At 64.0% G+C, this 24,509-nt stretch carries 24 protein-coding genes and 1 pseudogene; 12 read left to right on the top strand and 13 right to left on the bottom strand.

The features are described 5' to 3' along the window. Window positions 1–8 precede the first annotated feature (8 nt). A complete protein-coding gene (locus tag OKW27_RS33280) occupies window positions 9–221 on the top strand; it encodes a hypothetical protein (protein WP_429335951.1) in 213 nt (70 codons plus the stop codon). A 500-nt stretch (window positions 222–721) separates the two neighbouring features. Then, a complete protein-coding gene (locus tag OKW27_RS33275) occupies window positions 722–1,660 on the top strand; it encodes a class I SAM-dependent methyltransferase (protein ID WP_429335950.1) in 939 nt (312 codons plus the stop codon). A 24-nt stretch (window positions 1,661–1,684) separates the two neighbouring features. On the opposite strand, the gene OKW27_RS33270 is transcribed toward OKW27_RS33275, so the two are convergent. From OKW27_RS33270 to OKW27_RS33250, 5 genes are all read right to left on the bottom strand, one after another. Further along, the gene (locus OKW27_RS33270; RefSeq protein WP_429335949.1) at window positions 1,685–2,524 is read right to left on the bottom strand and encodes a hypothetical protein; all 840 of its coding nucleotides are present in this window, start codon (window positions 2,522–2,524) and stop codon (window positions 1,685–1,687) included. Window positions 2,525–2,666: 142 nt separating this feature from the next. After that, window positions 2,667–3,743: an acyltransferase family protein gene (locus OKW27_RS33265; RefSeq protein WP_429335948.1), complete on the bottom strand. Its 1,077-nt coding sequence runs from the start codon at window positions 3,741–3,743 to the stop codon at window positions 2,667–2,669. Between the two features lie 127 nt (window positions 3,744–3,870). Next, window positions 3,871–4,578, bottom strand: coding sequence for a glutathione binding-like protein (locus OKW27_RS33260; protein WP_090803587.1), 708 nt, complete (start codon window positions 4,576–4,578; stop codon window positions 3,871–3,873). A gap of 129 nt (window positions 4,579–4,707) precedes the next feature. After that, window positions 4,708–4,929 carry a hypothetical protein gene (locus tag OKW27_RS33255; RefSeq protein WP_429335947.1) on the bottom strand — a complete coding sequence of 74 codons (222 nt, stop codon included), beginning with the start codon at window positions 4,927–4,929 and terminating at the stop codon, window positions 4,708–4,710. 229 nt (window positions 4,930–5,158) lie between these two features. Continuing rightward, a complete protein-coding gene (locus OKW27_RS33250; protein ID WP_090803583.1) occupies window positions 5,159–5,350 on the bottom strand; it encodes a CsbD family protein in 192 nt (63 codons plus the stop codon). Between the two features lie 203 nt (window positions 5,351–5,553). Here OKW27_RS33250 and OKW27_RS33245 point away from each other — a divergent pair, with 203 nt between their 5' ends. The 5 genes from OKW27_RS33245 to OKW27_RS33225 all read left to right on the top strand — a co-directional run bounded on the left by OKW27_RS33245 (window position 5,554) and on the right by OKW27_RS33225 (window position 10,554). Further along, complete coding sequence (locus OKW27_RS33245) at window positions 5,554–5,880, top strand: hypothetical protein (RefSeq protein WP_429335946.1); 327 nt, start codon at window positions 5,554–5,556, stop codon at window positions 5,878–5,880. Window positions 5,881–6,503: 623 nt separating this feature from the next. Beyond that, window positions 6,504–7,796, top strand: coding sequence for a DNA (cytosine-5-)-methyltransferase (dcm, locus tag OKW27_RS33240; protein ID WP_429335945.1), 1,293 nt, complete (start codon window positions 6,504–6,506; stop codon window positions 7,794–7,796). Window positions 7,797–7,826: 30 nt separating this feature from the next. After that, the gene (locus tag OKW27_RS33235; RefSeq protein WP_090803578.1) at window positions 7,827–8,273 is read left to right on the top strand and encodes a very short patch repair endonuclease; all 447 of its coding nucleotides are present in this window, start codon (window positions 7,827–7,829) and stop codon (window positions 8,271–8,273) included. A 241-nt stretch (window positions 8,274–8,514) separates the two neighbouring features. Then, window positions 8,515–9,018, top strand: a complete 504-nt coding sequence (locus OKW27_RS33230; RefSeq protein WP_018419796.1) for a YbhB/YbcL family Raf kinase inhibitor-like protein — start codon at window positions 8,515–8,517, stop codon at window positions 9,016–9,018. 117 nt (window positions 9,019–9,135) lie between these two features. After that, window positions 9,136–10,554, top strand: a complete 1,419-nt coding sequence (locus tag OKW27_RS33225) for an MFS transporter (protein ID WP_429335944.1) — start codon at window positions 9,136–9,138, stop codon at window positions 10,552–10,554. Window positions 10,555–10,710: 156 nt separating this feature from the next. Here the strand turns inward: OKW27_RS33225 and otsA are convergent, their stop codons facing one another. The 6 genes and pseudogenes from otsA to OKW27_RS33195 all read right to left on the bottom strand — a co-directional run bounded on the left by otsA (window position 10,711) and on the right by OKW27_RS33195 (window position 15,476). Continuing rightward, window positions 10,711–12,138, bottom strand: a complete 1,428-nt coding sequence (gene otsA, locus OKW27_RS33220; protein ID WP_090803575.1) for an alpha,alpha-trehalose-phosphate synthase (UDP-forming) — start codon at window positions 12,136–12,138, stop codon at window positions 10,711–10,713. Window positions 12,139–12,372: 234 nt separating this feature from the next. After that, window positions 12,373–12,585, bottom strand: a complete 213-nt coding sequence (locus tag OKW27_RS33215; protein ID WP_429335943.1) for a hypothetical protein — start codon at window positions 12,583–12,585, stop codon at window positions 12,373–12,375. A 214-nt stretch (window positions 12,586–12,799) separates the two neighbouring features. Continuing rightward, window positions 12,800–13,057 (bottom strand): annotated as a pseudogene (locus tag OKW27_RS33210) (hypothetical protein); the annotation flags it as partial. A gap of 121 nt (window positions 13,058–13,178) precedes the next feature. Further along, window positions 13,179–14,579, bottom strand: a complete 1,401-nt coding sequence (locus tag OKW27_RS33205; RefSeq protein WP_184045722.1) for a sigma-54-dependent transcriptional regulator — start codon at window positions 14,577–14,579, stop codon at window positions 13,179–13,181. 269 nt (window positions 14,580–14,848) lie between these two features. Continuing rightward, the gene (locus OKW27_RS33200; protein WP_018419790.1) at window positions 14,849–15,100 is read right to left on the bottom strand and encodes a hypothetical protein; all 252 of its coding nucleotides are present in this window, start codon (window positions 15,098–15,100) and stop codon (window positions 14,849–14,851) included. Window positions 15,101–15,158: 58 nt separating this feature from the next. Then, window positions 15,159–15,476: a DUF883 family protein gene (locus OKW27_RS33195; RefSeq protein ID WP_184059523.1), complete on the bottom strand. Its 318-nt coding sequence runs from the start codon at window positions 15,474–15,476 to the stop codon at window positions 15,159–15,161. A 398-nt stretch (window positions 15,477–15,874) separates the two neighbouring features. Between OKW27_RS33195 and OKW27_RS33190 the strand changes: the two genes are divergently transcribed. The 3 genes from OKW27_RS33190 (at window position 15,875) to OKW27_RS33180 (ending at window position 18,384) form a co-directional block, all read left to right on the top strand. Then, on the top strand, window positions 15,875–16,933 hold the full coding sequence (locus OKW27_RS33190; RefSeq protein WP_429335942.1) for a sigma-54 interaction domain-containing protein: 1,059 nt from the start codon (window positions 15,875–15,877) through the stop codon (window positions 16,931–16,933). 339 nt (window positions 16,934–17,272) lie between these two features. Further along, window positions 17,273–17,851 carry a hypothetical protein gene (locus OKW27_RS33185; protein ID WP_429335941.1) on the top strand — a complete coding sequence of 193 codons (579 nt, stop codon included), beginning with the start codon at window positions 17,273–17,275 and terminating at the stop codon, window positions 17,849–17,851. Then, window positions 17,848–18,384 (top strand): hypothetical protein, encoded by a 537-nt coding sequence (locus OKW27_RS33180; RefSeq protein WP_090803568.1) that lies wholly within the window; start codon window positions 17,848–17,850, stop codon window positions 18,382–18,384. Before OKW27_RS33185 ends, OKW27_RS33180 begins: the two co-directional genes overlap by 4 nt. 67 nt (window positions 18,385–18,451) lie before the next feature. On the opposite strand, the gene OKW27_RS33175 is transcribed toward OKW27_RS33180, so the two are convergent. Beyond that, a complete protein-coding gene (locus OKW27_RS33175) occupies window positions 18,452–19,798 on the bottom strand; it encodes an AAA-associated domain-containing protein (RefSeq protein WP_026225663.1) in 1,347 nt (448 codons plus the stop codon). Window positions 19,799–19,817: 19 nt separating this feature from the next. Continuing rightward, entirely contained in the window at window positions 19,818–21,569 is a 1,752-nt protein-coding gene (locus OKW27_RS33170) for an ABC transporter permease (protein ID WP_090803567.1), read from the bottom strand. 781 nt (window positions 21,570–22,350) lie between these two features. Between OKW27_RS33170 and OKW27_RS33165 the strand changes: the two genes are divergently transcribed. Both OKW27_RS33165 and OKW27_RS33160 read left to right on the top strand, forming a co-directional pair. Next, entirely contained in the window at window positions 22,351–24,042 is a 1,692-nt protein-coding gene (locus OKW27_RS33165) for a sensor domain-containing diguanylate cyclase (protein ID WP_187613457.1), read from the top strand. Between the two features lie 194 nt (window positions 24,043–24,236). Continuing rightward, a complete protein-coding gene (locus tag OKW27_RS33160) occupies window positions 24,237–24,503 on the top strand; it encodes a hypothetical protein (protein ID WP_090803564.1) in 267 nt (88 codons plus the stop codon). Window positions 24,504–24,509: the final 6 nt, after the last annotated feature.

Below are 24,509 nucleotides of genomic sequence, written 5' to 3'. Positions count from 1 at the left end.
AGAACACGATGACCCCTGAAGAGTTCCAGGCCGCACTGACGCGGCTTGACTGGAAGCAATCCGATTTCTGCCGTATGGCCGATGTCGACAAGAACACCCCGAGCCGCTGGATCAAGGGCACCACGCCGGTTCCGGGGTGGGCGGCGCGCTTCCTTGCGATGGCGTTGGAGATAAAGAGGCTGGCGGCGCTGATCGAGCCGCCGAAGTCGCCCAAGGTCTAGCCGCCGGGCGCACAAGCAGGCCAAAGCTGATCGCGACCGCAAGGTAATGCCCGTCGGTGCGGCGGTTCTACGGCGTATCGATCGCGGTGAGTGGGATGAGGCCGAGTTCCGGCAGATGATGGGCGGGGCGCTATCCCGGCCCGCTGACCGCGCGCTGTTCGATCTGGAATGAGCAGGCCACCATGGCAAGTGTCCGATGGTTGTCAACGCAACGTTGATCCATGGCCGCTTGCTTGTGGATAAACGGGGCAGCAAAAATAATTGGGGGTACTTTTGGGGGTATCTGCAATGGCGATCGACATGAACAACCTTACTCAGTAACGCATTACGTCGACAATGTGAGAGCTGTCAGGGCGACCAACCGCCACCGGTGCTTTTTGTTGCCGATCCGCCTTCCAGGCGAACCACCCGTTCGACAACCCCGGAAAATCAGGCCGCTCCCGTAAATCTCAGATCGCTATAATCGGCGAGCCGACTTCGAAACGTTTCCGAGGACCGACATGGATCAAGCGCTTGAATGCGTTACCACGTTGAATTTTTGTGAGCAGGCCTATCTCGCCGCAAATCCGGACGTCGCTGAGGCTGTCAGGCTCGGCGCATTACGATCGGGAAGATCGCATTTCGAAGTTTTCGGAAGCGCCGAAAGTCATCGCAGGCAAGATGCACTGGTGGCGGCCCAATCCAGGCAGGAACGAAGAAAAAGAATAGCGTCTGTCCTTCGCACTGATATGCCATTTAGTGACGACGGAAAATTTTTCGATTTTTTGTCGCCCGATCTGCGCTCCCAGTTCGACATTTACGACTCGGAACTGGCCGGAAGCAATCTGTACGATCAGGATGCACTGGGTATGATCGAGCGCCATCCGTCGGGGATCATTCTGGATTGTGGGGCCGGCAGCCGTCCCGCGATCTACGAAAACGTGATCAATTTCGACATCACCAACTATCCATCCACCGATGTGCGCGGTGTCGGCGAAGTTCTGCCATTCAAAGATGCATCGTTCGATGGCCTTCTGTCGTTGAATGTCCTCGAACATGTGAAGGACCCATTCACTGCCGCTAAAGAGATTCTTCGCGTGTTGAAGCCAGGAGGCGATCTGGTCGTGGTGGTTCCGCTCACTCAACCTACTCACGGCTACCCGCATCACTACTACAACATGACAGCCGAGGGGATTCTCAACCTGTTCGGATCTGCGATCAATGTCGAACGTGTGTACGTACCGGAATCGACATCGGCCATCTGGTCGATTTACTGGATCATGAGCGAATGGGCCGATGGTCTCGACGAGAATGCGCTGAAGGAATTCAAGGCGCTCACGGTCGAAGAAATTCTGCAAGGACCGCCGACGTTGCTGGATCGATCGTTTGTGAAGCAGCTAAGCGCAAAAAAGAATCTCGACATTGCGAGTTCGACGACGGTGATCGCGAAACGCGTTTGAGACGGCGCCAGTCCAGCGGCTCCATTATTTTTGCATCGGCCGACGGACACTTTGCTCATATATCGAAGGGTCGACGACGTTCATCTGATCCTTTGGGCGTTCACCAAAAACTCGCTCGAAGTCCTCGGGACCCAGAATGTCAGCAGCGTCGTGGAGAAAAGACGAATAGGCCTGGTTCAGCTCCGAGGCGGACGGAACATCGCCGCCCTGCGGGGCAGGTTGCAAACGCTCGACCCGCACCATAAATACGCGTCGATGATTCATCAACGACTTGATTTTCGCATCCGCGTCGGGACCCTTCAAAGTCGCCTGAAGATGCTCCTGAAAATCGTCGACATCGGATTCCTGATGTCCTGGCTTCATCGCGTCACTCCCGCTTGGTGTCGAGCACTGAATCTTCTTGCTCGCCCATGCAGCATGCTGCTTGCCGTATGGTCCGAAGATCGCGATGCTCAACCAGTAGCCCCTGGACATGCGGACGGTAGCTGGAGCCGCTCCACCGCTGCCGGTCGCCCAAAGAATCTGGTTTGACAGCTGATGGCATACACCATCGCGACCATAGCTGAATATCGTTCCACGAGCGGCCGGATCGATGTTTGAGTCCACATCGGGCTTACATAGACAACTAGCATAAAGCAGATTTGCCGCGCCGGAAGCCAAAAAACCATCCGCACTGACCGGCGTCCCACCTCGGGCGTGGAAGCTGCCCCAGCTGTACCAATAGTGCTCGCCCGCGATCAGGACGTCCGCCAGCGCTGGGTAAATCTTCACGCGGCTGTCGTAGGTCGTCACCCATGTATGGTCGACCACGGAATCCGGGAAATACGCCGGAACGGACCACGCGAACAATGTAACGGCGCTCATTGCTTCACCTTTTCGTCCGGTCGCGTCACAGCGCTGTCGCGCGATTCTCGCCCGATAAGCCGGTAAGAACTTTACTCACCTCAAAGGTTATACGCGCTCAGCGGTATTAATTTCAAGGACACGAAAAACCGTCGAAGCACGCTTACCGCTTCGCTCCGGCTACCGCGCTTGCCCACGACAACCCGGCGATCCGGCTGGCCACGGCCCGACTTGCCGGTCGCTCGACCCACCGATACGACCCGAGCGCCACCGCCGTCGACGCGACCACAAGCGCCCCGCCAACCAGATCTCCCGGCAACCGATGTCGCACATCGATCATCTGCATGAAGCCGACCACGACCGGCATCGCGAGCAGATGCGTCAGATACAGCGAATACGACGCATCGCCGATGCGCTCGAGCCACCTGTTCCACCGCACCTTGCTCTCGACCGACAATCCCGCCACCACGACCGCCAACGCCGGCAGGCCAAATACGAGAAACCGGTTCGCATCGGTCAACCTCGGCGCAAACACGCCCGCTGCGGCGACCGCCACCAGCAATCCCGCCGCCGCGGCCACCGGCACCGTCCGCCCCGTCGCATACCAGGCTCCGAAGCAACACCCGAACACGAACTCCAGCACCAGCGGATTCGTGTAAAAGGCGAACGCGACGCCCTCGCCGGGCAGCAGATGCAACGCGGACGTCAGGAGCAGGAACGCCCCTACCGCCAGCAGACGACGTCTCGTCACGCACATCGCCGCGGCAAACACGCCGTAAAACCACATCTCGTAGTTCAACGTCCAGCCGACGCCCAGCACGGGCGCGGCCATGCCGGTCCAGCTCATCGACGGTAGAAACAGAAACGACGACAGCGCATGCCAGGCGCTCACGCGCGCATGACCGAACGCTTCGGAAACGCCCGGCACGAACGCGACGAGCGCGATAAACAACGCGGTGAGAATCCAGTAGAGCGGCACGACCCGCGCGATGCGGGCGCAAATGAACGAGCGCGCCGACTGGATTCCCGGGGGCAAACCCTGAGTCACCAGCACCATCACGAAGCCGGAGATCACGAAGAAGACGTCGACGCCGATTTCGCCATAGCGCGACACGCGCGGAAAAACATGGACGAGCCAGCCATGCGCGGCGACGATGCCGTCGGTATGAAACGCGACGACGCCCAGCGCGGCGAGCGCGCGCAACGCCTGAATTGATCGATACTTCCTGATACCTGTCATGCCCTTCGATCCGGCAAAGTGCGTAAGGGGGGCATGGCAGCGCAGAGCGTCGCGATGCCGAGTGGCCGGGCGCGTTCGATTCGCGCCCGGGCGGCCGAGCGGTCAAGCTCGCGAAACGCTCAGGCCATCAAGCCGGCCGTTGCGGAATATTCAGGCCGCGCACCACCGCCGGACGCTCGACGAACGCGGCCAGCACGCGCCGCACGTTCGGGAAGTCCTGAATGCCGACCAGTTCTCCCGCCTCATAGAAGCCGACCAGATTGCGCACCCACGGGAAGATCGCGATATCGGCGATCGAATACTGATCGCCCATCACCCATGTGCGTCCTTCCAGGCGCTGCTCCAGCACGCCGAGCAGCCGCTTCGATTCGGCGATGTAGCGATCGCGCGGACGCTTGTCCTCGTACTCCCGGCCGGCGAATTTGTGGAAGAAGCCGACCTGGCCGAACATCGGACCGATGCCGCCCATCTGGAACATCACCCACTGGAGCGTCTCGTAGCGCCCGGCGGCGTCCCGCGGGATCAGCCGGCCGCTTTTGTCGGCGAGATAGATCAGGATCGCGCCCGATTCGAACAGCGGCAGCGGTTTGCCGTCGGGACCGTTCGGATCGAGGATCGCCGGAATCTTGTTGTTCGGGTTCAACGACAGAAACGCCGGCGTCATCTGATCGTCGGTATCGAAGCGCACCAGATGTGGCTCGTACGGCAAGCCGGTTTCCTCGAGCATGATCGAGATTTTTACGCCATTGGGCGTCGGCAGCGAATAGAGCTGAATCCGGTCCGGATGCTCGGCCGGCCATTTCTTTGTGATCGCGAAAGCGGATAAATCGGTCATGGGTTCGGGTCGCCCTATGGGACAGAAATTGCAAGACCGCCCAATATAAACCGACTCGCCACAACGCGTGCGAGGCCGCGTGAAGACCCTACAAACGCTGCGGCAACAGCGCCGTTCGCGATCGGCGGTTCACCACAAGTCCTTCGTCGCCGTACCCGCGCGCACGTTGAAGCCCTCGCGCCACAGCGCCGCACCGACCGTCAGCAGCAGCGTCTTTTCGGTGCCGTCGAGCAGTTCCCACGCGGCCGCGAGCCACGTCGCGAAGTTCGCGCAGGTCGCTTCGAGATCGGGCGGCGCGTTGCCTTCCAAATACTGCCGTTCAAACATCGAAAGTATCTTTTCGGGTGTCATTGGCGCGACCTCCTGATGGGATTGCGCCAAGTCTAAAGGGCTCGCAGCGCGTGCGGAATGCCGATCATCGCGATCACGGGTTACTCCCAGGCCGGCCGCCGCGCCAACGTCAGCCGTGACCCAGCTGGTGAAATCGGACGCGTCGTGTCCGACCTGCGCCGTACAAAAAGCAAAGGCGCCGCGACGATCGCGACGCCTCCGCCGTTACGGCAACCTGCATCGAACGGGTTCAGTGACGACCGCGCTTTGCATCGTCCCTGGCGTCTTCCTTCGCATCGCCATAGGCCTTCTGCACCTTGCCGGCGCCCTGCTGCAGGTCGCCCTTGAGTTCCTTCGCAGGGTCCTTCGTGGCCTTGCCGACGGCCTCGTTGACCTTGCCCTTGACCTGCTCGCCAACGCCCTTCACTTGATCCTTGTTCATGCTCGGCTCCCATATGCGTAGTCGACGGAAATGCCGGCGCGGTATTGCGCCGGTGTGTGGTAAGCAGCAACGGCTGTTCCCGGGAGCTGCTGCGCGCGCCGGGCCGCGGCACCGGCGAACGCCGACGCGCGATCGGGCAAATTTTTTATCAAAAGGCCTAAAGTCTCGCCGCGCACCGCCGTAAATGCGCTCAGGGAGGAGTCATGGACCGCACGGAGACTACGATTTCGGGATCATCGCAAGCTGCGTTGATCGATCACGACATAGCGCACATCGCGCGGGTGATGCACGTATCGCTGCGCGGCGATTTCGGCGGTCCGATCCTGCCAGCCGCCTATTGGCGCAAACGACTGACCGCGCTGGTCGACAGCGGCCAGCTTTCTACCGCCCAATTGGACAAAGTCGATAGCCTGCTGCTGCAACTCGATCGGCTGGCCTCGACGCCGCTGCCCGAATGGGAACGCTTCGCGCCCGCACCGACCTCGCGATTCGAGCCCGCTGACCCGGTGAAGAAGGTGAAGTCGGCCTGACCGCATCCGCATCCGCCCCACCCGCTGCACCCGCATGCGTGGCGCCAAGCCGGCACGCGGCTCGTCTTGCGCGCCGATCGGGTAGGAGGCGGGGTTGCCCCCGCCGTCCTCCCACAACACCGGACGTACGGATCACGTATCCGGCGTTTCCTGACGACTGGATTGCTCCAGCGAGCTTCGTTTCGTTCGTCGTGTCGCCTGTCGTTCAATGGACACCCCAACCTCTCTCAGGCTTCCGGCCGTCAAGTTTGATCGCAGGCTCCCGGCTGTGCCGAGACTTGTGCCCAAACGCTCAGAGAGCACGCGTGACTATCCACTCTCGTCAGGTTCGGCCCTTCACTACAGCGGGTCGGACAGCGCCAGTCACGGCGCTACGCGCCATGCCTGGCGCACCAAAAAAAGCGGCCGGGCACGAGGTCGCGGCCGCCAACACACGTCGCAACGCCGGAAACCAGCGTCACGGGACAAGCGTCTATCCGCATTCGTCACAGGCATGTTTCGCCGCAGACAAACGCAGCGGCGTGACGTATCGCGAAAAATTCCTGATCAATCGGCGCCGACAATAGGGAAAAGGGACGACCTTAGGTCATAATGTCCGCAAAAATTCCCAGCAAGGACGCCACGTGACCCTCGCCGCCCCGTTCGACCTGCTCAAGCAGGCGCGCGCCCGTTTCACCCAACGCGAAATCGCAGCCCATGTCGGCAAGGACATCAAGACGGTGCGTCGCTGGGAAAAAGGTGAAACGGCTTGTCCCGCGATGCTGGAACCCGCGTTGCGCGATCTGCTGCGGCAAGGCGCGCGTGAGGCGCAACACGCGGGCGACGCGGCGCGCTTCCGCTTCATCGATCTGTTCGCGGGTATCGGCGGCATTCGCATGGGCTTCGAGGCGCACGGCGGCGAATGCGTGTTCACCAGCGAGTGGAACGAGTTCTCGACGCGGACTTATCGCGAGAACCACGGCGACAACTCCGCGAGCGGCGGCGCGCACGCGCTGATCGGCGACATCGTCACGTTTCCCGCCGAGGACGTGCCGAGCCACGACGTGCTGCTCGGCGGCTTTCCGTGCCAGCCGTTTTCGATCGCCGGCGTCAGCAAGAAAAACGCGCTTGGCCGGCCGCACGGCTTCGAATGCACGACCCAGGGCACGCTGTTTTTCGACGTCGCGCGCATCATCGCCGCGAAGCGCCCCGCCGCGTTCCTGCTCGAAAACGTAAAGAACCTGCTGTCGCACGACAAGGGCCGCACCTTCGATGTGATCCTGCAAACGCTGCGCGACGAACTCGGCTACGAGGTGCACTACCGCGTGATCGATGGCCAGCATTTCACGCCTCAGCATCGCGAGCGCATCATCGTGGTGGGCTTTCGCGGCAAGACCGGGTTCACATGGGACGACCTGCGCCTGCCCGAACAGGGTCCGCGGCTCGGCGCGATCCTGCATCGCACGGACGGCACGGAACCGGTGCTGCCGTGGGACCATGACCGCTTCTTCGACCACACCGCGCGCCGCGTGCAGCCGAAGTACACGCTCACCCCGAAGCTGTGGGCGTATCTGCAAAACTACGCGGCCAAGCATCGTGCGGCGGGCAACGGCTTCGGTTTCGGCATGGCCTATCCGGACAGCGTGACGCGCACGCTGTCGGCGCGCTATCACAAGGACGGCTCCGAAATTCTCGTCTATCAGGGCGAGGCGCTGCGCCCGCGTCGCCTGACGCCGCGCGAATGCGCGCGACTGATGGGCTTTCCCGACACCTTCAGGATTCCGGTCAGCGATACGCAGGCCTACCGGCAGTTCGGCAATAGCGTCGTGATGCCGGTGATGCGCGAAGTGGCGCGTATCATGCTGCCGCATGTGCAAACCCTGCTTGCCCACCCGACCCGCGATGCGTCGAAACACTCCCTGCCGCTCTACGCGTGAGCGGCCGCGCGACCCGTTGGCCCGCTGACGATGGTCGATATCGTCGATAGCGCGACGCGCAGCCGGATGATGTCCGGCATTCGCGGCCGCAACACCAAGCCGGAGATCCTGATCCGCAGCCTGCTGCATCGGCGGGGCCTGCGCTTCCGGCTCGACGCGCGCGATCTGCCCGGCCGCCCCGACATCGTGCTGCCGCGCTATCGCGCGGTGGTGCTCGTGCATGGCTGCTTCTGGCATGGCCACGACTGTCATCTGTTCAAATGGCCGCAGACGCGGCCCGACTTCTGGCGCGACAAGATCGGCCGCAATCGCAGCAACGACGACAAGGTGCGCGCCGCGCTGCTCGCGAGCGGCTGGCGCGTCGCGGTCGTGTGGGAATGCGCATTGCGGGGCGCGAATCGCGATATCGCGGGCGTGATCGAGCGGCTCGTCGCGTGGATCGGAAGCGACGCGCCGGAGTTCGAGGAACGCGGCTGAAAACCGCGCGCGACCTGCCCGGCTCGCGCGAGTCTCGCGGCCGCTGGTGCTACACTCGAAAGGCTCACCCGGCGCGCTTTCGAGATGCCTTCGAGGCACGCTTCGGCGGCGTTTTCCGGGTGCTTCCAGGCGCTTTCGCGGCACGTCCTCACGCGCTTCGGCATGCCGCGAGATGCGCCTCGCCCGCCGCGACATCGCGAACTCCGACGATCCCAGAACCAATCAACAAGGGAGGCACATCATGGCTGACTTCCGTCTCTGGTCCGACGATTTTCCCACCAACGGCTTCATGCCGAGAGCCCACGAGTACAACGACAAGGCGTTCGGCGGCGACGGCGAAAACATCTCGCCGTCGCTGCAATGGGAAGCGCCGCCCGCGGACACGCAAAGCTTCGCGCTCACCGTTCACGATCCCGACGCGCCGACCGGCAGCGGCTTCTGGCATTGGGTCGTGGTGAACATTCCGGCCGACGCGCGCTCGCTGCCGCGCAACGCCGGCAAGGCCGACGGCTCGCTGCTGCCGCAGGGCGCGATGCAGGTGCGCAACGACTATGGGACGGTCGGCTTCGGCGGCGCCGCGCCGCCGCGCGGCGATCGCACGCATCGCTATATCTTCCGGCTGCATGCGCTGAAAGTGCCGCATCTGCCGGTCAGCGCGGAAACCACCAACGCGGTCGCGCGCTTCATGACGCACCTGAACGAAATCGATTCGACGACCCACACGGGCCTTTACGAACTCAAATAACGCACGCGCGGCGCCGGCGCCCGGTAACGCCGGCGCCGCGCCGACCGATACGCCCGCAGCGGCCAGCGCGTGAGCCGCGCACAGGCGCGCCAACATCTCCGACAAATCAAACAATCGATGCACGCACCCTCCCCGCGCACGGACGGCTCGACGCCCTCCACTTCCCGCTTCGAAGGCAAGGAACTGGGCCTACCGGTTCCACAACGCTACTGGGCGATGCTCGTCATCGCGCTCTCGCTGACGCTCGCGGTGCTCGACAGCGCGATCGCCAACGTCGCGCTGCCGACGATCGCGCGCAACCTCAATGCGAGTGCCGCCGCGTCGATCTGGGTCGTCAACGCGTATCAGCTCGCGATCACGATCTCGCTGCTGCCGCTCGCGTCGCTCGGCGACCGCATCGGCTACCGGCGCATTTATCTGTCGGGCCTGATCCTGTTCACGGTCGCGTCGTTCGGTTGCGCGCTGTCGAACTCGCTGGCGACGCTCGCGTTCGCGCGAGTGATCCAGGGCTTCGGCGCGGCCGGCATCATGAGCGTGAACACCGCGATCGTGCGCATGATCTATCCGCCCAACCAGCTCGGGCGCGGCGTCTCGATCAACGCGATGGTGGTGGCGGTGTCGTCGGCGGTCGGGCCGACGGTCGCCTCGGGCGTGCTCGCGATCGCGAGCTGGCCGTGGCTGTTCGCGATCAACGTGCCGATCGGGATCGCGGCGATCGTCGGCGGCTTCAAGGCGCTGCCGATGAACCCCGGCCACGAATCCCCGTATGACTATCTGAGCGCGGTGATGAACGCGTTCGTGTTCGGCCTGCTGATTTTCGCGGTCGATGGCCTCGGCCACGGCGAGCGTTTCGGCTACGTGACGCTCGAGGCGCTCGGAGCGCTGGTCATCGGCTACTTCTTCGTGCGTCGCCAGCTGACGCGGCCCGCCCCGCTGCTGCCGATCGACCTGCTGCGTATTCCGGTGTTCGCGCTGTCGATCGGCACGTCGGTCTGCTCGTTCTGCGCGCAGATGCTCGCGTTCGTGTCGCTGCCGTTCCTGCTGCAGGAAACGTTCGGCATGTCGCAGGTCGAAACGGGTCTTTTGATGACGCCGTGGCCCGCGATCATCATCATCGCGGCGCCCATTGCCGGCGTGCTGTCGGACAGGATATCGGCCGGCTGGCTCGGCGGCGTCGGGCTCGCCGCGATGACCGTCGGCCTGCTGCTGCTCGCGACGCTCGGGCCTCACCCGGACGCGCTGCAGATTTCGTGGCGCATGGCGCTGTGCGGCGCGGGCTTCGGCATCTTCCAGTCGCCGAACAATCGCACGATGCTGTCGTCCGCGCCGCGCGAACGCAGCGGCGGCGCGAGCGGCATGCTCGGCACCGCGCGCCTGACCGGGCAAACGCTCGGCGCGGCGCTGGTCGCGCTGATCTTCGGCGTCGCGCCGCAGAGCGGGACGATCATCGCGCTGTATGTGGCCGCGGGGTTCTCGGCGGTCGCGGCGGTCGTCAGCACGATGCGGGTCGTGCAGAAGGTGGCGCAGCCGGCCTGAGGGCTGTGGCCGTTACGCGCGCAAGACATGCACGATAAAAGGCGCGCATCGCACGAGGCGATGCACGCCTTTTTGCTTTGATCTTCCCCTGTCACTCCATGCACGACGTGAGCGGCACACACGCGCCGCCCGCCCGCGCGGGCCGCGCCTGTCGGCTCAGGGCGATGCCGTCACGTCAGCGAGCTTTACCGCTTTGGCCGTCACCGAAGACGCGGTCGCGACGTGGCGCAGATCATCGAGCAACGTATCGCGCCACACCGACAGGTTGCTCTCGCGCATCGGCTCCATCATGTCCGCATGACGCGCCTGACGTTCGGCGAGCGGCATCGCTAATGCGCGCTCGAGCGCTTCGGCCATCTGCGACAGATCGAACGGATTGACGACCAGCGCGCCCGGCAGCTGCTCGGCCGCGCCCGCGAATTGCGACAGCACGAGCACGCCCGGATCGGCCGGATCCTGCGACGCGACGTACTCCTTGGCCACCAGGTTCATGCCGTCGCGCAGCGGCGTCACATAGCCGACCTGCGACTGGCGGAAGAGCGCCATCAGCAGATTGCGCTCGTACTTGCGGTTCAGATACTGGATCGGCGTCCAGTCGAGCTGCGCGAACCGGCCGTTGATGCGGCCCGCCTCGCCTTCGAGCGTTTGCCGGATGCGCTGATAGGTCTGCACGTCGGCGCGGGTCGGCGGCGCGATCTGCACGAGCGACACGCGGCCGTGCCAGCCGGGCGCGTTCTGCAACAGCCGCTCGAATGCCTGGAAGCGCTCGACCAGCCCCTTCGAATAATCGAGCCGGTCGACGCTCATGATCAGCTTGCGCCCGCGCATGCCGTCGCGCAGGCTGCGCACCGCCTTGCGGTCGGTGAACTGCTCGGCGGTCTTCGCGATCGCGTCGGGATAGATGCCGATCGGGTACGCGCCGACCTTCAGGAAGCGGTTGTACGCGTGCACCATGCCGTCTTCGCTCGACGTGCCATGGTGACCGCGCTCGATATAGTCGACGAACGACTGGCGATCCGCCTCGGTCTGAAAGCCGATCACGTCGTAGCTGCACATCGCCTTGACGAGTTCTTCATGCGGCGGAATCGTGCGCAACACTTCGGGCACCGGAAACGGAATGTGCAGGAAGAAGCCGATCGGGTTCTTCACGCCGAGCTCGCGCAGGCAGCGCGCGAACGGCAGCAGATGGTAGTCGTGCACCCAGATGATGTCGCTGGGCTTGAGCAGTTCCTTGAGCTGCTTGGCGAGCGTCGCGTTGACGCGCTGGTAGCCCGCGTAGTCCTCGCGGTCGTAGCGGGACAAGTCGTTGCGATAGTGGAAGGTCGGCCACAACGTGGTGTTCGAAAAACCGCGGTAGTACTCGTCGTAATCGCGCTTGGTGAGGCCCACAGTCGCGTAGGTGACGTTGCCCTGCTTCTCGATCACGGGCGCGGATGGCTCGCTGACCGTTTCGCCGCTCCAGCCGAACCAGACGCCGCCGGTCTCCTTCAGTGCGTCCAGCACGCCGATCGCGAGCCCGCCCGCTGCCGGACGCGCTTCCTGAATCGGTGCGACACGATTCGATACCACGATCAATCTGCTCATTAGTGCTCCATTGTTTCGTTGTATGCGGAATTGCGCCAAAACGGTGCATGCAATCATCGTGCCGATATATGAGATATCGGAAATAAAGTTGTATGAAAATGTGACAAACGAGCGAATCCCCGCAATCATCACGGATTGCGAAGAAGATTTTTCTGTTAGATCCGACGAATCCAGAGGTCTTTCTTACCGGTATCCCGGGTCGCCGGGATGCCCCCGCCCGGGTGCTACGCTGCCTCAGGCATCCTGCTCCGAGCCCAGATCGCGCTGGTATTCGAGGCCTTCCTGACGCACCCCGCCCTGGTTGTGCTCGCCGTCCGGCGGCGTATGCGGGGCGATCCGATTCTGCGCGGCCGGGTCCGGCGACACCACCGGCCCAGTCTCGACCTCGGCCGGCCGTGGCCCGCGCTTGGGGTGCCGCGCGGAACGTCGCAATGCGGGATGTCTCATGATCGTGCCTCCGGGGGAAGCCTGCCGCTTGTCGCGGCATCCCTACAGTCTAGGGGGCGAAACCGTAAATTGCCGGTAAAACATGCGCCGGCTTTGTAACAAGTACAGCAATGCTCTGCACCGACCCAGGGCATGACGCCTTGCAGTGCGGGATGTGGTTCCATCGAGTGCGCGACAGGGCGCCGACAATCGACGGTCGTATCAACATTGCCGCGGGTCGCGACGGACGGTCGGCGGCCTGAGGCGTTTGCGTTGGCTGCGGCGGCGGATCGCCGATCGGCGGCGTGACCGGTTCGACGGGTTCGATCGGATCGGGTGTCGGGCCGGGGATCGTGTCGGGTTCGGCCGGGTCCGGCGGCGCGATGGGAGGTGCAGTGGGCGGCTCGACCGGTTCGGGCCGATGAGCGTGCAACGGCCTGGACGGCGCGGAAACGGCAGCGTAATGCGACAGGTGCGGCGGCAGGTGCGGCATGTCGGTGACCTCGTTTTGCGTTCCACCGGAGCGCAGCAAGGCTTGTGCCGTTCGGGTGCCCGCCCGGAAGCCCGGGCGGGCGGATACTGGGGACGCGGATGACGTGCGAACGAGGCGCGGATCAGGCGTCCGCGCCGCCGAGTGCGCGTGATTCGTCGGTGGGATCGCCGTCGTCGCGCGCATCGTTGCCGTACTCGACGAGGCGGTTGTACAGCGTCTTCAGGCTGATGCCGAGAATTTCCGCGGCGCGCGTCTTGACGCCGCCGCATTGCTCGAGCGTCGCAAGAATCAGCTGACGGTCGGCTTCCGCGAGCGAGGTGCCGAACGGGATCGTGATCGCGGTGCCGGCCGCGGGCTTCGACAGCGTGATTTGCAACGGCACCGTCGCCGTGCTATCCGAATCCCCGCTCGACATGATGTGCGCGCGCTGCACGTAGTTCTTCAGTTCGCGCACATTGCCCGGCCACGGATACGACAGCAGCATGTCCTTCACCGCGACAGGGAAATGCTTCTTCGTGCCGTGACGCTCGTTGAGCTCATCGAGGAACGATTGCGCGAGCAGCTCGACGTCCTTGCCGCGATCGCGCAGCGGCGGCAGGCTGATCGGAAACACGTTCAGCCGGTGGTACAGATCGAGCCGCAGCTTGCCTTCGAGCACCGCCTGTTCGGGATCGCGATTGGTGGCCGCGATCAGACGCACGTCGGTTTCGATTTCCTTGGTCGTGCCGACGCGCATGAACATGCCGGTCTCGAGCACGCGCAGCAGCTTTACCTGCAGCTCGATCGGCATCTCGGTGATTTCGTCGAGGAACAGCGTGCCGCCGTTCGCGCGCTCGAAATAGCCCTTGTGCTGCCGGTCCGCGCCGGTGAAGGAACCGCGCTCGTGGCCGAACATTTCCGATTCGATCAGATTCGGCGAAATCGCGCCGCAGTTGACCGCGAGGAACGCGTGCTTGCGGCGCAGGCTCAGCTCGTGCAGCGTCTGCGCGGCAACTTCCTTGCCGGTGCCCGATTCGCCGACCAGCATCACCGAGGCCGCCGTCGGCGCGACGCGGCTGATCTGGTCGTAGACCTCCTGCATCGCCGGCGAATTGCCGAGCATCAGACCGAAGCGGCCCATGCGGCGCAACTCGCCGCGCAGCGTGCCGATTTCGGCCTTCAGGTCGCCGGCGCGCGGCAGGCGCGACAGGATCGACTTCACGCGCTGCATGTTGATCGGCTTCACGAGGTAGTCGGCCGCGCCCATTTTCAGTGCGCTGACCGCCGACTCGACCGTCGCGTGGCCAGTGATCACGATCACTTCGACGCCGGAGCGCGGATCGAGATCTTCGAACAGATCGACCCCGCTGCCGTCGGGCAGCTTCAGGTCGGTGAAAACGACGTCCGGCATCTGCCGGATCAGTTGAATACGCGCTTCGCGCAGATCGCCCGCGGTGGCGGTGGTCAGCCCGTCTTCCCCGATGACGGCGGAAAGTGCCTCACGGGTACCTGCGTCGTCATCGACAATGAGTACATGTGGCATCGCGTTTCGAAAGCCTGCAAGCGTGGGTCAGAAAATATGCGGAACATGCCAATGGGCATGCGGCTGGGTCCGGTCGGCTGCATGGCGCGGACTCGATTGCGTTCCGTTCCGCCGACCATTTGATGAAAAATTGCAACAATAACGGCCAGATTCGCGCCAACTTCCGCGTCATTGTTGTCTATTTACCTATTATACGGCTTTATAAGATTCATTTAACAATCCCGTCCCAGGCGCCGGCCGCAGGCCGCGTTGCATTCGAGCCAACCGCGTCAGCCGCGCGGAAACGGCCATGCGCGGGGTTCGCCGTTGACCTGCCCCGAGCCGTTGGCGCTGTGCGAGGCAGGCGCCAGCTCGGTCGACAAAGTCGCCGGCGCCGCCACCGCGCCGCCCTCGTTTTCCCAGCGGCTCAGCTCGCGCGCCGGTGAGACCTGGCCCGTGCGCTTGTGTTGCACGTAGCGAACCGCCAGGAAGCCGCCGATTGCCATCAATGCGCCAAAAAAACCAATCGTGGGTCGTGTCATCATGAACTCCTTGGATCGTGATGCGGATGAATGCAGCCGTGCCAAGCGTGCGCCGCGCCTAACGCGCGACCAGCACGCCGAGCAGAAACCCGGTGCCCGCCGCGAGCGCGAGCGAGCGCCACGGGTTATGGCGCACATAGTGCTCGGCGCTGACCGCCGCCCCGCGATATCGGCGATGCACGTTGCGTTGCGCATCGCCGAGCGTCGATTGCAGCGTTTCCACGTGCGTGCCGAGCCGGTCGCGCAAGGCGCCGACGCCTTCGCCCGGCACGTTGGCGGCGAGCCGCAGCATTTCCTCCGAGTCCCTCAGCAGCACCCGAAGATCCTCGACGATCTTCTGTCCGCCGAGTGCAAGTTGTTGTGTGGTGTCAGTCATCGTTCACTCCTCGTCTGATTCGGCGTTCGTGCGTTGCCGCGGAATCGGTGCGTTGACCGGTGCAACAGTTCGGGCTTCGGGCGCACGATGCGGGTTGCCGGTTTGCGCCGGCCGGCGGCGCTGCGACGTAGCCGTCAAACCTCGCACGACTCGATCAAACGGTCAATGATGCAATGCATGTGCCCGGTATATTTACCGCTCCAACGCGCTGATAAAGCCAATTTCGCGCACTTTCGACCGATTGCGCGCACGGCTATTTCAGCGGCTGCCAGTTCGATTGCCGGAATCAGTGTCGAAGTGGTTAAATCGTCTTTTATGAGATAGTGGCTGTACGGTCTATCGCATTCAAGGCCTGCGCGCCGCAATACGAACTCCATTTGCACAGGACTTCCCTTTTTATGGCGTCAATCGATCTGGACTCGCCCACCGTGTCCGCCGGTGGCAATGCTTCGCCACAAGCGAAGCAGCGCGTCGCGGACGCCGTCGCGGGACTGAAATCGTACGGGCTGCTGTACGGCTCGTCGCCGGTAATGCTCGATCTGTACGAACAGATCGAACGCGTCGCCGATACCGACGCGACCGCGCTGATCATCGGCGAATCGGGCACCGGCAAGGAGCTGATCGCCCGCACCATTCACGAGCGCAGCGGCCGCAAGGACGGCGCGTTCGTCGCCGTGAACTGCGGCGCGATTCCCGATGAGCTGATCGAAGCCGAACTGTTCGGCCACGAAAGAGGCAGCTTCACCGGCGCGGTCCAGGGCCGCGTCGGCTACTTCGAACATGCGAACGGCGGCACGCTGTTTCTGGACGAAATCACCGAAATGGCGCCGGTGCGCCAGGTCAAGCTGCTGCGCGCGCTCGAAACCGGCACGTTCTATCGCGTCGGCGGCAACGAGTTGATCAGCGGCAACGTGCGCGTGATCGCCGCGACCAATCGCGACCCCGCCGTAGCCGTCAAGGAAAACGGCTTGCGCGAGGATCTGATGTACCGGCTCGCGGTGTTTCCGCTGCGCGCGCCGCCGCTGCGCGAGCGCGAAAACGATCGCGAACTGCTCGCGCAACACTTCCTCGCGCAATTGAATCAGCAGGAAGGCACCAACAAGAGCTTCAGCAAACGCTCGATCGAAACGCTGCGTTCGTGGTCGTGGCCGGGCAATGTGCGCGAGTTGAAGAACGCCGTCTATCGCGCGTTCATTCTCGCGGAAAAGACGGTTGAATTGCCGCATCCGCATCTTGCGTCGCGAGTCAAGAAAGCGGTCACGCAAGGCGACGCGATGAGCGTGTGGATCGGCACGCCGCTCGCCGACGCGCAGAAGCAGATCATTCTCGGCACCCTCAAGTACTGCGGCGGCGACAAGCGACGCGCTGCCAAAGCGCTCGGCGTGAGCCTCAAAACGCTGTACAACCGGCTGAGCGCATACGGCGACGAAAGCGGGGAAGACGAAGCCGACTCATAGGCACGGTGCAACGCGAGCCGTGCGCCGATGGCGGCGGCCAACTGTTGCGCTGTTCGTCATGATCCTTTCGCCGCGGGTTTCGCGGCACCGAATTCACCTGCTCAACGTCTCACGCCGACGGCAAATTTACCTGATGTCCCCAATACCTGGCAGAGCCAGGTAAGCCCGCCCATGCGACAGAAAACATCACAGTGCACGATGTTTTGCAATTTCTTGCACTTTTTCGCTGCCAATTACAAAACGCATCCTGCACAATGCGGCTGCATAATGAACGACGTGTCCTTCGTTTACACGCGCGAAGCGTGAACGCAGGCACCTGTACGGGCAGGGACGGGAGAAATGCAAAAGAACATGGTGTGGGCTGTCAACGCGAAGTCCGATGTCGCTGGCAAACGCCCCCACGTAGCAGCGCTGATCGCGCTGGCGCTGGCGGTTTCGTCGGCATTGAGCGGCTGTAGTTCGTTGTACTCGGAAGGCGCGGTCGCGGGCGCCGGTGTCGCGGGCGCCGCGGTCGCCAACAAGGTCACCAGCAATGCGGCGGTCGCGACCGGTATCGGTCTTGGCGCGGTCGCCGCCGCGCGCGCCGGTGTGCAGTACTCGGAGCGCGTAGTTCACACGAATACGCAGAACAGCATCGCGCAGGCGGCCGGTCCGCTCGAGGTCGGCGCGGTCGCCCCGTGGAGCATCACCCACTCTTTCCCAATCGAAGACGACGAACACGGCCGCGTGACCGTCAGCCGTCTGATCAGCACCGGCCCGCTCGACTGCAAGGAAATCGTCTTTTCCGTCGATCAAAACGAAACCCGCGACAAGCCCGCGAGCAGCGCGTTCTACATCGCATCGGTTTGCCGTGATGGTAAGGACTGGCGTTGGGCATCGGCCGAACCCGCCACCGAGCGCTGGGGTGCGCTGCAATGAAATTGCGTTCGCTTGGCGTTCCGATGGGTGATCGGATGCGGCTCATCGCGGCCGGCGCGCTATGCGTCGGCGCGAGCCTGCTGGCGAGCGGCTGCGCGTCGATCGGCGCGGCGAGCGGCGCGGCGGCGGGTATCGCGTCAGGCCTCGTGACCAGCAATCCGGCCGTCGCGCTCGGCGTCGGCGTGGCCGTGCAGGCCGCGACCGACGAAGCGGTCGCGCGCTACATGCGCAGCATGCACAAGGATCAGCAGGATCTGATGGCGGCGCTGGTCGGCACGATGCCGGTCGGCGAAACGAAACCGTGGTCGGTCAAGCACACCTTGCCGATCGAAAACGGCCACGGCGAGGTGCGCGTGACCCGCGCGTTCAGCTCGGCGCTCGCGCTGTGCAAGGATTTCGTGTTCTCGGTGCAGGACGGCGACGGCCCGAACGCGCCCGAGAGGTGGTTCACGGCGAGCGCGTGCCAGCAGGACAAGGGTTGGAAGTGGGCGACGGCCGAGCCGGCGGTTGCACGCTGGGGCAATCTGCAATAAAAAAGCGGCGAGGTTTTCCTCGCCGCTTTTTTGTCTGGACCGCAGTCGTTTCCGCGGCAACCCAGGCTCAAGACTCCACGTCTTCCAGACTGAAGATTTCGGTCTGGTCGTTATACGAAAAGATCTCGCCGTAACGGCCCCAGTTGATGACCGCGTCGAGCGTCTCTTCCGCCGCGCTGTCCGACAGGAAGTCCTCGAGCTCCTGCTCGAAACGCACGCGCGGCGCGCGATGTCCGGGCCGCTCGTTCAACACCTTCTTGATCCGCGCCGCGAGCGGCACGTGCCGCAGCAGATGCTCGGCGAACATCATCTTCCGTTCCTGCGTGCCGAACTCGGAGAACACGCGCGCCGGCGGCGTCAGGAAAATGTCGCCCTCGCGCACGTCGGCGAAACCGAGGTGCTGCAGCACTTCGGCGATCGGGAACAGATCGTCGACCTCCAGATGCAGCGAGCGCGCGATTTCCGGCATGTCCGCGCGGCCGTGATACGGCGCGGCGGCGAGCGTTTCGATCAGACCGGCCATCAGGTTGGTCGACACGTGCGGCAGCCAGCTACCGAGCTCCAGCCCCTTCTTGGTCTTTTCGTCGGTCTGACGCGCGGTCATCTTCGCGTAGATCTCGTCGACGAGGCGGCGGAATGCCGGGTCCAGACGGTTGCGCGGATGCTTGAACGGCACCTTGATCTCGGCGATCACGCGGCCCGGGTTCGACGACAGCACCAGAATGCGGTCGCACATGAACACCGCTTCCTCGATGTTGTGCGTCACGATCAGCACCGCCTTGATCGGCATGCGCCCCTGCGTCCAGAGATCGAGCAGGTCGGTACGCAGCGTTTCGGCGGTCAGCACGTCGAGCGCGGAGAACGGCTCGTCCATCAGCAGCAGCGTCGGATCGACGACGAGCGCGCGCGCAAAGCCGACGCGCTGGCGCATGCCGCCCGACAACTCGCGCGGATACGCGTTTTCGAAGCCGTCGAGGCCGATCAGGTCGATCGCGGCGAGCGCGCGCGTGCGCCGCTCCGACGCACCGACGCCTTGCGCCTCGAGACCCGCTTCCACGTTCTGCAGCACGGTCAGCCACGGAAACAGCGCGAAGGTCTGGAACACCATCGCGACACCCTTGGCCGGGCCTGCGAGCGGCTTGCCCATGTACGTGACTTCGCCGTCGGTCGGCTCGATCAGACCGGCGATGATGCGCAACAGCGTCGACTTGCCCGAGCCCGAACGGCCAAGCAGGCCGACGATCTCGCCCTCGCGCAGCGACAGATTCGCGTCGTCGAGGACGAGCAGTTCGCCCTGCGTCTTGTTGAAGCCGCGGCACACGTCCTTCACGCGCAGGATTTCCTCGCCGAGGCGCGGGGGCTTCGGCGGCGTCTGGATCGGCGCGGCGGTCATAGCAGCTTTAGGATTTTGCATCGCGTTAAGCCTTCATTTCTCAATCTAGACGGAGCTTGCCTTCGGCGTAGGCGTACATCGGACGCCACAGCAGACGGTTGAACAGGGTCACGAATAGGGACATCACGGCGATGCCCACGATGATCTTCGGATAGTCGCCCGCCGCGGTAGTCTGCGCGATATAGGCGCCGAGGCCATGCGCGGCGACCTTGGTATCGCCCCACTGCACGAACTCGGCAACGATGCTCGCGTTCCACGCGCCGCCCGACGCGGTGATCGCACCGGTCACGTAGTACGGAAAAATGCCCGGCAGCATCGCCTGACGCCACCACTGCCAGCCGCGAATGTGGAAATTCTTGGCCGCCTCGCGGTAGTCGTTCGGATACGAGCTTGCACCTGCAATCACGTTGAACAGGATATACCACTGCGTGCCGAGCACGATCAGCGGCGACAGCCAGATGTCCGGATTCAGGTGAAAGCGCACGATCGCGATCACGAACACCGGGAACAGCAAATTCGCCGGGAACGCCGCGAGGAACTGCGCGAGTGGCTGCATCTTTTCCGCGAGCGCGGGGCGCAGGCCAATCAGCACGCCGACGGGCACCCAGATCACGGAAGCGATCGCGATCAGCACGACCACGCGCAGGAGCGTGATCAGGCCCAGCACGAACACGTGGCCGATCTCGTCGAGCGTCACGCCGGTACGCACATACAGGAACACGCGGTACACCACATACACCGTGGCGAGCAGCACGATCGCCGCCCAGATGAAGTCGCCGAGCTTCGAGTTCTTCTCGCGCTGCGGGATGTGAAAGCGCGGCGCGCTGAACGCCGGCAGTTGGAAGCGCACCCGAGCCGCGCGCGCGAACATCCAGCCGAGCGGCACGAGCAACCGGTGAATCAGCCGCGTGCGGCGGATCAGGTCGAGCAGCCACGATTCCGGCGCATCGCCCGAACTCGTGAACTCCATGCGGAACTTGTCCGCCCACGCGACGAGCGGACGGAACAGCAACTGGTCGTAGGCGAGAATCACGACCGTCATCGCGAGGATGACCCAGCCGATCGCGTGCAGGTTCTTGTCGCTGATCGCCTGCGCCAGGTAGGCGCCGATGCCCGGCAGCGTAACCGTATGATTGCCGACCGTGATCGCTTCGGAAGCCACGACGAAGAACCAGCCGCCCGACATCGACATCATCATGTTCCAGATCAGGCCGGGCATCGAGAACGGCACTTCGAGTTTCCAGAAGCGCTGCCATGAAGTCAGATGAAAGCCGCGCGAGACTTCGTCGAGATCGCGCGGCACCGTGCGCAGCGACTGATAGAAGCTGAACGTCATGTTCCACGCCTGGCTCGTGAAGATCGCGAAGATCGCGGCGAGTTCGGCGCCGAGCACGCGGCCCGGGAACATCGCGAGGAAGAACGTGACCGTGAACGAGATGTAGCCGAGCACCGGCACCGACTGCAGGATGTCGAGAATCGGCACCAGCACGAGACCGGCGCGGCGGCTCTTGGCGGCCAACGTCCCGTAGACCAGCGTGAAGATCAGCGACGCGACCATCGCCGCGAGCATGCGCAGCGTGGTGCGCATCGCGTACTCGGGCAGGTTGGCCGGATCGAGCGAGATCGCCTGCGTCTTTAGCGTCGACATCGGCGCGAGCGTCTCGTGAAAGCCGATCGACGCCATCGCGATCAGGCAGATGATCAGCGGGAACGCGACGAAGTCCCAGCGGTTGGGCAACACGCGCCATGCCGACGCATTGGCGGTGCGGTTCAGGTTGAAGCTGAAATCCATCAGATGCCCTCCCTCTTCAAACAGGCATTCGAACGCTCGAAGGAGGCCGCGGCTGCTCCGCGGCGGTCTATGGGTCGGTCCGGAAAGCGGAAATCAGGCATGGCAAAACGCGCGTGCGTGGTAAATCGTTAGCGTTGGAGACACATGGGCCGGCAATGGACAGATTCGTGAACGCGTCGCCCACGACCCCAACCATCACGCCGAACTCCTGTCGCCGCGGGCGCCGCCCGAGGGCTGGCGGGCTTTCCTCGTTTTGGACGGCACGACACTACACCATCCTATGTTTCAGGCACAACCTTTCGCCGCAAATTGCGATACGGCCTTGCGAGGCCGGGGCGTAAGGCTTCAGCAAGCCCCGGCACGCGTCGCCGCGCCGCACTGTACTCTGCTGCCGCGTGCTTCAGCGTGACACGTCGCGAGGCCGTCTCGCGGCGTGGCGCGCAAGCCACATCGGCGCGTCGCCCCGGCCGTCGTCGCTCGATCGCTTCATTGGCCCGCACAGCTATCAAGAAAGCGGCGCGGCTGCCGTTAAGAATCTGATCAGTGCGGCATATGCATGCGGCATCCCAGCAATAACGGTGGCATCGTGCCCCGCGACGGTTAAAATCGGGAAACGACGTACCTGTTTATCAGCGGATCATCCCGGGCATGGCGACGGCGCAGCGCACCTCGCTCGCGACGGGACGAAACCGCAGCTGATGCAGATAACGACACAGCGTTGAGAGCGCGCTGCCCACGAACGAGCAAGTTGCATGTCACAGCCAGACGGATCAGAGGGTCGATGAACAGGACAACCTTGCGCCAGGTAGCCGGGCCGGTCAGCTTCGTGCTGATCGTACTCGTCTGCTGGTTCGTGGCTGGCATGGTCGCGGACCGGATGGTACAGCAAGAGCTGGACGCGGCGTTGCGCACGCAGCGGCAAATGTCCACGTCGATCGTCGACAACATGGCCGAAGTGATTGCCAGCGACCTCGCGATGTCCCGCGCGATCCCCGCAACCATGGCCGAAATGGACGTGGTCCAGCGTGCCCTCGTGCAATCGCAGAATTATGCCGTGAACAGCGAGGCGGCGGAACCCGCCTTGCGAGCCGCCTTGCTCAAGGATCCGAAGATGGCCGGGGTCAGCAGGTTCCTGCACGAAGCGCAGGGCTTCTCCGGGCTCGATCAGGTCTGGATCGTCAACGCGAACGGCATCTGTGTTGCGTCGAGCGGCACGATGTCGAACCCCGAGGGTGCGCAGCAATCGTTCGTCGGCGTGGACATGCGCGCGCGCGGCTATCTGACCAACGCGCTGCTCGGCGCATTCTCCGAAGCCTACGGCGTGGGTCGCGCGAGCGGCGAGCCGGGCATCTTCATCGCCGCGCCGGTGTACGCGGACGGGCTGCTGGTCGGCGCGGTGGTCGCGAAGGTCGGCATCGCGCGGTTGCGCCACTGGGTCGCGCACGCGGGCACCTTCGTGTCCGACGACAACGGCGTCATCATCATGGCGCACAACAGCGCGCTCGAAGGCCACGCGTTGCCGAACTCGCGCGTCACGCTGATGAGCCCCGCCGAGCGGCGCATCATCTACCGCCGGGAGACGTTCCCCGACATGCTGATCCGCGAAGACACGCAAGTGCGTGAGCAGGCGCCGTGGGTGCCGGCGTCGGTCGCCGCGCAGCTGTTCGGCATGATCGAACGGCCGGCCCCGGCGCTCTATCAGAACCGCGGCGGCCTGAACTCGGGGCTCTCCGCGCACCTGGTCGATCCGCTCGCCGCGTGGCCGGAGCTGCTGCGCAACCACAAGCGCGACCACCTGCTGGTGTTCCTGACGCTGGCCGGCACCGTCGCGCTCGCGTGGGTGATCACCGTGTCCTACGTGCGCGAGCGGCGCCACCATCGCGCGACACGCGATCTCGCCGAGCAGTTGCAGTCGGCCAATACGCTGCTGTCGGCGGAGGCGCGGCACGATGCGTTGACCGGCGCGCTGTCGCGGCGCTATTTCCTCGACCTGCTGCGCCACGAGATCGATCGCGCGCACGCGGGGCGCGAGCCGCTGTGCATGGCGATCGCCGATCTCGACCACTTCAAGCAGATCAACGACCGCTTCGGCCACGCCGCCGGCGACCGCGCGCTCGAACATTTCGTCGATACGTGTCGCGCCGAGTTGCGTGGCTCCGACGCGGTCGGCCGGCTCGGCGGCGAAGAGTTCGGCCTGCTGCTGCCGGCCACCGATCTGACGGGCGGGCGCGAAGTCGTCGAGCGTCTGCGGCTGCGGTTGAAAGCGGTGCCCTCGCCGAAGCTGCCGGCCTCGGCGGGGCTGAGCGTGAGCATCGGCATCACCGAACTGTCGCCCGACGATCTGCCCGAGCGTCTCATGAGCCGCGCCGATACCGCGCTGTATGCGGCGAAGACCGGCGGGCGCGACCGCACCGAAGCACTGCCTCCCGACGATACGGCGCCGCCTACGCGCACCGCGGTGAATGCCTGGTGAATGCCTGGTGAATGCCAGGTGAATGCCTGACGCTCGCCGAAATATTCAGCGCGCGACGGTATCGCCCTCTCCGCTCAGCCAACCCACGCCGACACCCTGCCCCGCGCTGAAAACGACGCCGAGCCTCCCACAACGAAGCAGGTATCATCAATCCTGATATCGGATTGTCACTACCGCACTAACGGGAGATTCGCATGAAGGGAAATCTGGTGATCGTCTGTCGCGATCACGACGCTGATGCTTTCGACCAGCTGCTCGCCGAATACGGCGCGTTCCAGACGCGTCTGTCGTCGACCGCGTGGTATCTGAAACTGGAGGTCGCGCCGGAACTGATTCAGGAGGAAATACTCGCGCGCCTCGGCAAATATACGACGCACTATATTTTCGAGGCGGAATCGGTGACGTGGAATACCGTCGATAGCGAAACGGCGAACGCGTTGAATACGCTGTTTTCGGACTGAGCTCTC

It is taken from the genome of Paraburkholderia sp. 35.1 (assembly GCF_050436525.1).
Classification (GTDB): domain Bacteria; phylum Pseudomonadota; class Gammaproteobacteria; order Burkholderiales; family Burkholderiaceae; genus Paraburkholderia; species Paraburkholderia tuberum.
Note: the sequence above shows the minus strand (reverse complement) of the source record. Positions and strands in the feature narration are given on the sequence as shown.

Excerpts from the sequence above, each read along its gene's own strand:
- OKW27_RS33280 (WP_429335951.1), top strand. The coding sequence starts at position 9 with ATGACCCCTGAAGAGTTCCAGGCCGCACTGACGCGGCTTGACTGGAAG.
- OKW27_RS33200 (WP_018419790.1), bottom strand. The coding sequence starts at position 15,100 with ATGACACGACCCACGATTGGTTTTTTTGGCGCATTGATGGCAATCGGC.
- OKW27_RS33170 (WP_090803567.1), bottom strand. The coding sequence starts at position 21,569 with ATGGATTTCAGCTTCAACCTGAACCGCACCGCCAATGCGTCGGCATGG.
- OKW27_RS33190 (WP_429335942.1), top strand. The coding sequence starts at position 15,875 with ATGGCGTCAATCGATCTGGACTCGCCCACCGTGTCCGCCGGTGGCAAT.
- otsA (WP_090803575.1), bottom strand. The coding sequence starts at position 12,138 with ATGAGCAGATTGATCGTGGTATCGAATCGTGTCGCACCGATTCAGGAA.
- OKW27_RS33225 (WP_429335944.1), top strand. The coding sequence starts at position 9,136 with ATGCACGCACCCTCCCCGCGCACGGACGGCTCGACGCCCTCCACTTCC.
- OKW27_RS33255 (WP_429335947.1), bottom strand. The coding sequence starts at position 4,929 with ATGACACCCGAAAAGATACTTTCGATGTTTGAACGGCAGTATTTGGAA.
- OKW27_RS33175 (WP_026225663.1), bottom strand. The coding sequence starts at position 19,798 with ATGCAAAATCCTAAAGCTGCTATGACCGCCGCGCCGATCCAGACGCCG.
- OKW27_RS33165 (WP_187613457.1), top strand. The coding sequence starts at position 22,351 with ATGAACAGGACAACCTTGCGCCAGGTAGCCGGGCCGGTCAGCTTCGTG.
- OKW27_RS33250 (WP_090803583.1), bottom strand. The coding sequence starts at position 5,350 with ATGAACAAGGATCAAGTGAAGGGCGTTGGCGAGCAGGTCAAGGGCAAG.
- OKW27_RS33195 (WP_184059523.1), bottom strand. The coding sequence starts at position 15,476 with ATGACTGACACCACACAACAACTTGCACTCGGCGGACAGAAGATCGTC.
- OKW27_RS33275 (WP_429335950.1), top strand. The coding sequence starts at position 722 with ATGGATCAAGCGCTTGAATGCGTTACCACGTTGAATTTTTGTGAGCAG.
- OKW27_RS33180 (WP_090803568.1), top strand. The coding sequence starts at position 17,848 with ATGAAATTGCGTTCGCTTGGCGTTCCGATGGGTGATCGGATGCGGCTC.
- OKW27_RS33160 (WP_090803564.1), top strand. The coding sequence starts at position 24,237 with ATGAAGGGAAATCTGGTGATCGTCTGTCGCGATCACGACGCTGATGCT.
- OKW27_RS33235 (WP_090803578.1), top strand. The coding sequence starts at position 7,827 with ATGGTCGATATCGTCGATAGCGCGACGCGCAGCCGGATGATGTCCGGC.
- OKW27_RS33230 (WP_018419796.1), top strand. The coding sequence starts at position 8,515 with ATGGCTGACTTCCGTCTCTGGTCCGACGATTTTCCCACCAACGGCTTC.
- OKW27_RS33260 (WP_090803587.1), bottom strand. The coding sequence starts at position 4,578 with ATGACCGATTTATCCGCTTTCGCGATCACAAAGAAATGGCCGGCCGAG.
- OKW27_RS33185 (WP_429335941.1), top strand. The coding sequence starts at position 17,273 with ATGCAAAAGAACATGGTGTGGGCTGTCAACGCGAAGTCCGATGTCGCT.
- OKW27_RS33205 (WP_184045722.1), bottom strand. The coding sequence starts at position 14,579 with ATGCCACATGTACTCATTGTCGATGACGACGCAGGTACCCGTGAGGCA.
- OKW27_RS33215 (WP_429335943.1), bottom strand. The coding sequence starts at position 12,585 with ATGAGACATCCCGCATTGCGACGTTCCGCGCGGCACCCCAAGCGCGGG.
- OKW27_RS33270 (WP_429335949.1), bottom strand. The coding sequence starts at position 2,524 with ATGAGCGCCGTTACATTGTTCGCGTGGTCCGTTCCGGCGTATTTCCCG.
- OKW27_RS33245 (WP_429335946.1), top strand. The coding sequence starts at position 5,554 with ATGGACCGCACGGAGACTACGATTTCGGGATCATCGCAAGCTGCGTTG.
- OKW27_RS33265 (WP_429335948.1), bottom strand. The coding sequence starts at position 3,743 with ATGACAGGTATCAGGAAGTATCGATCAATTCAGGCGTTGCGCGCGCTC.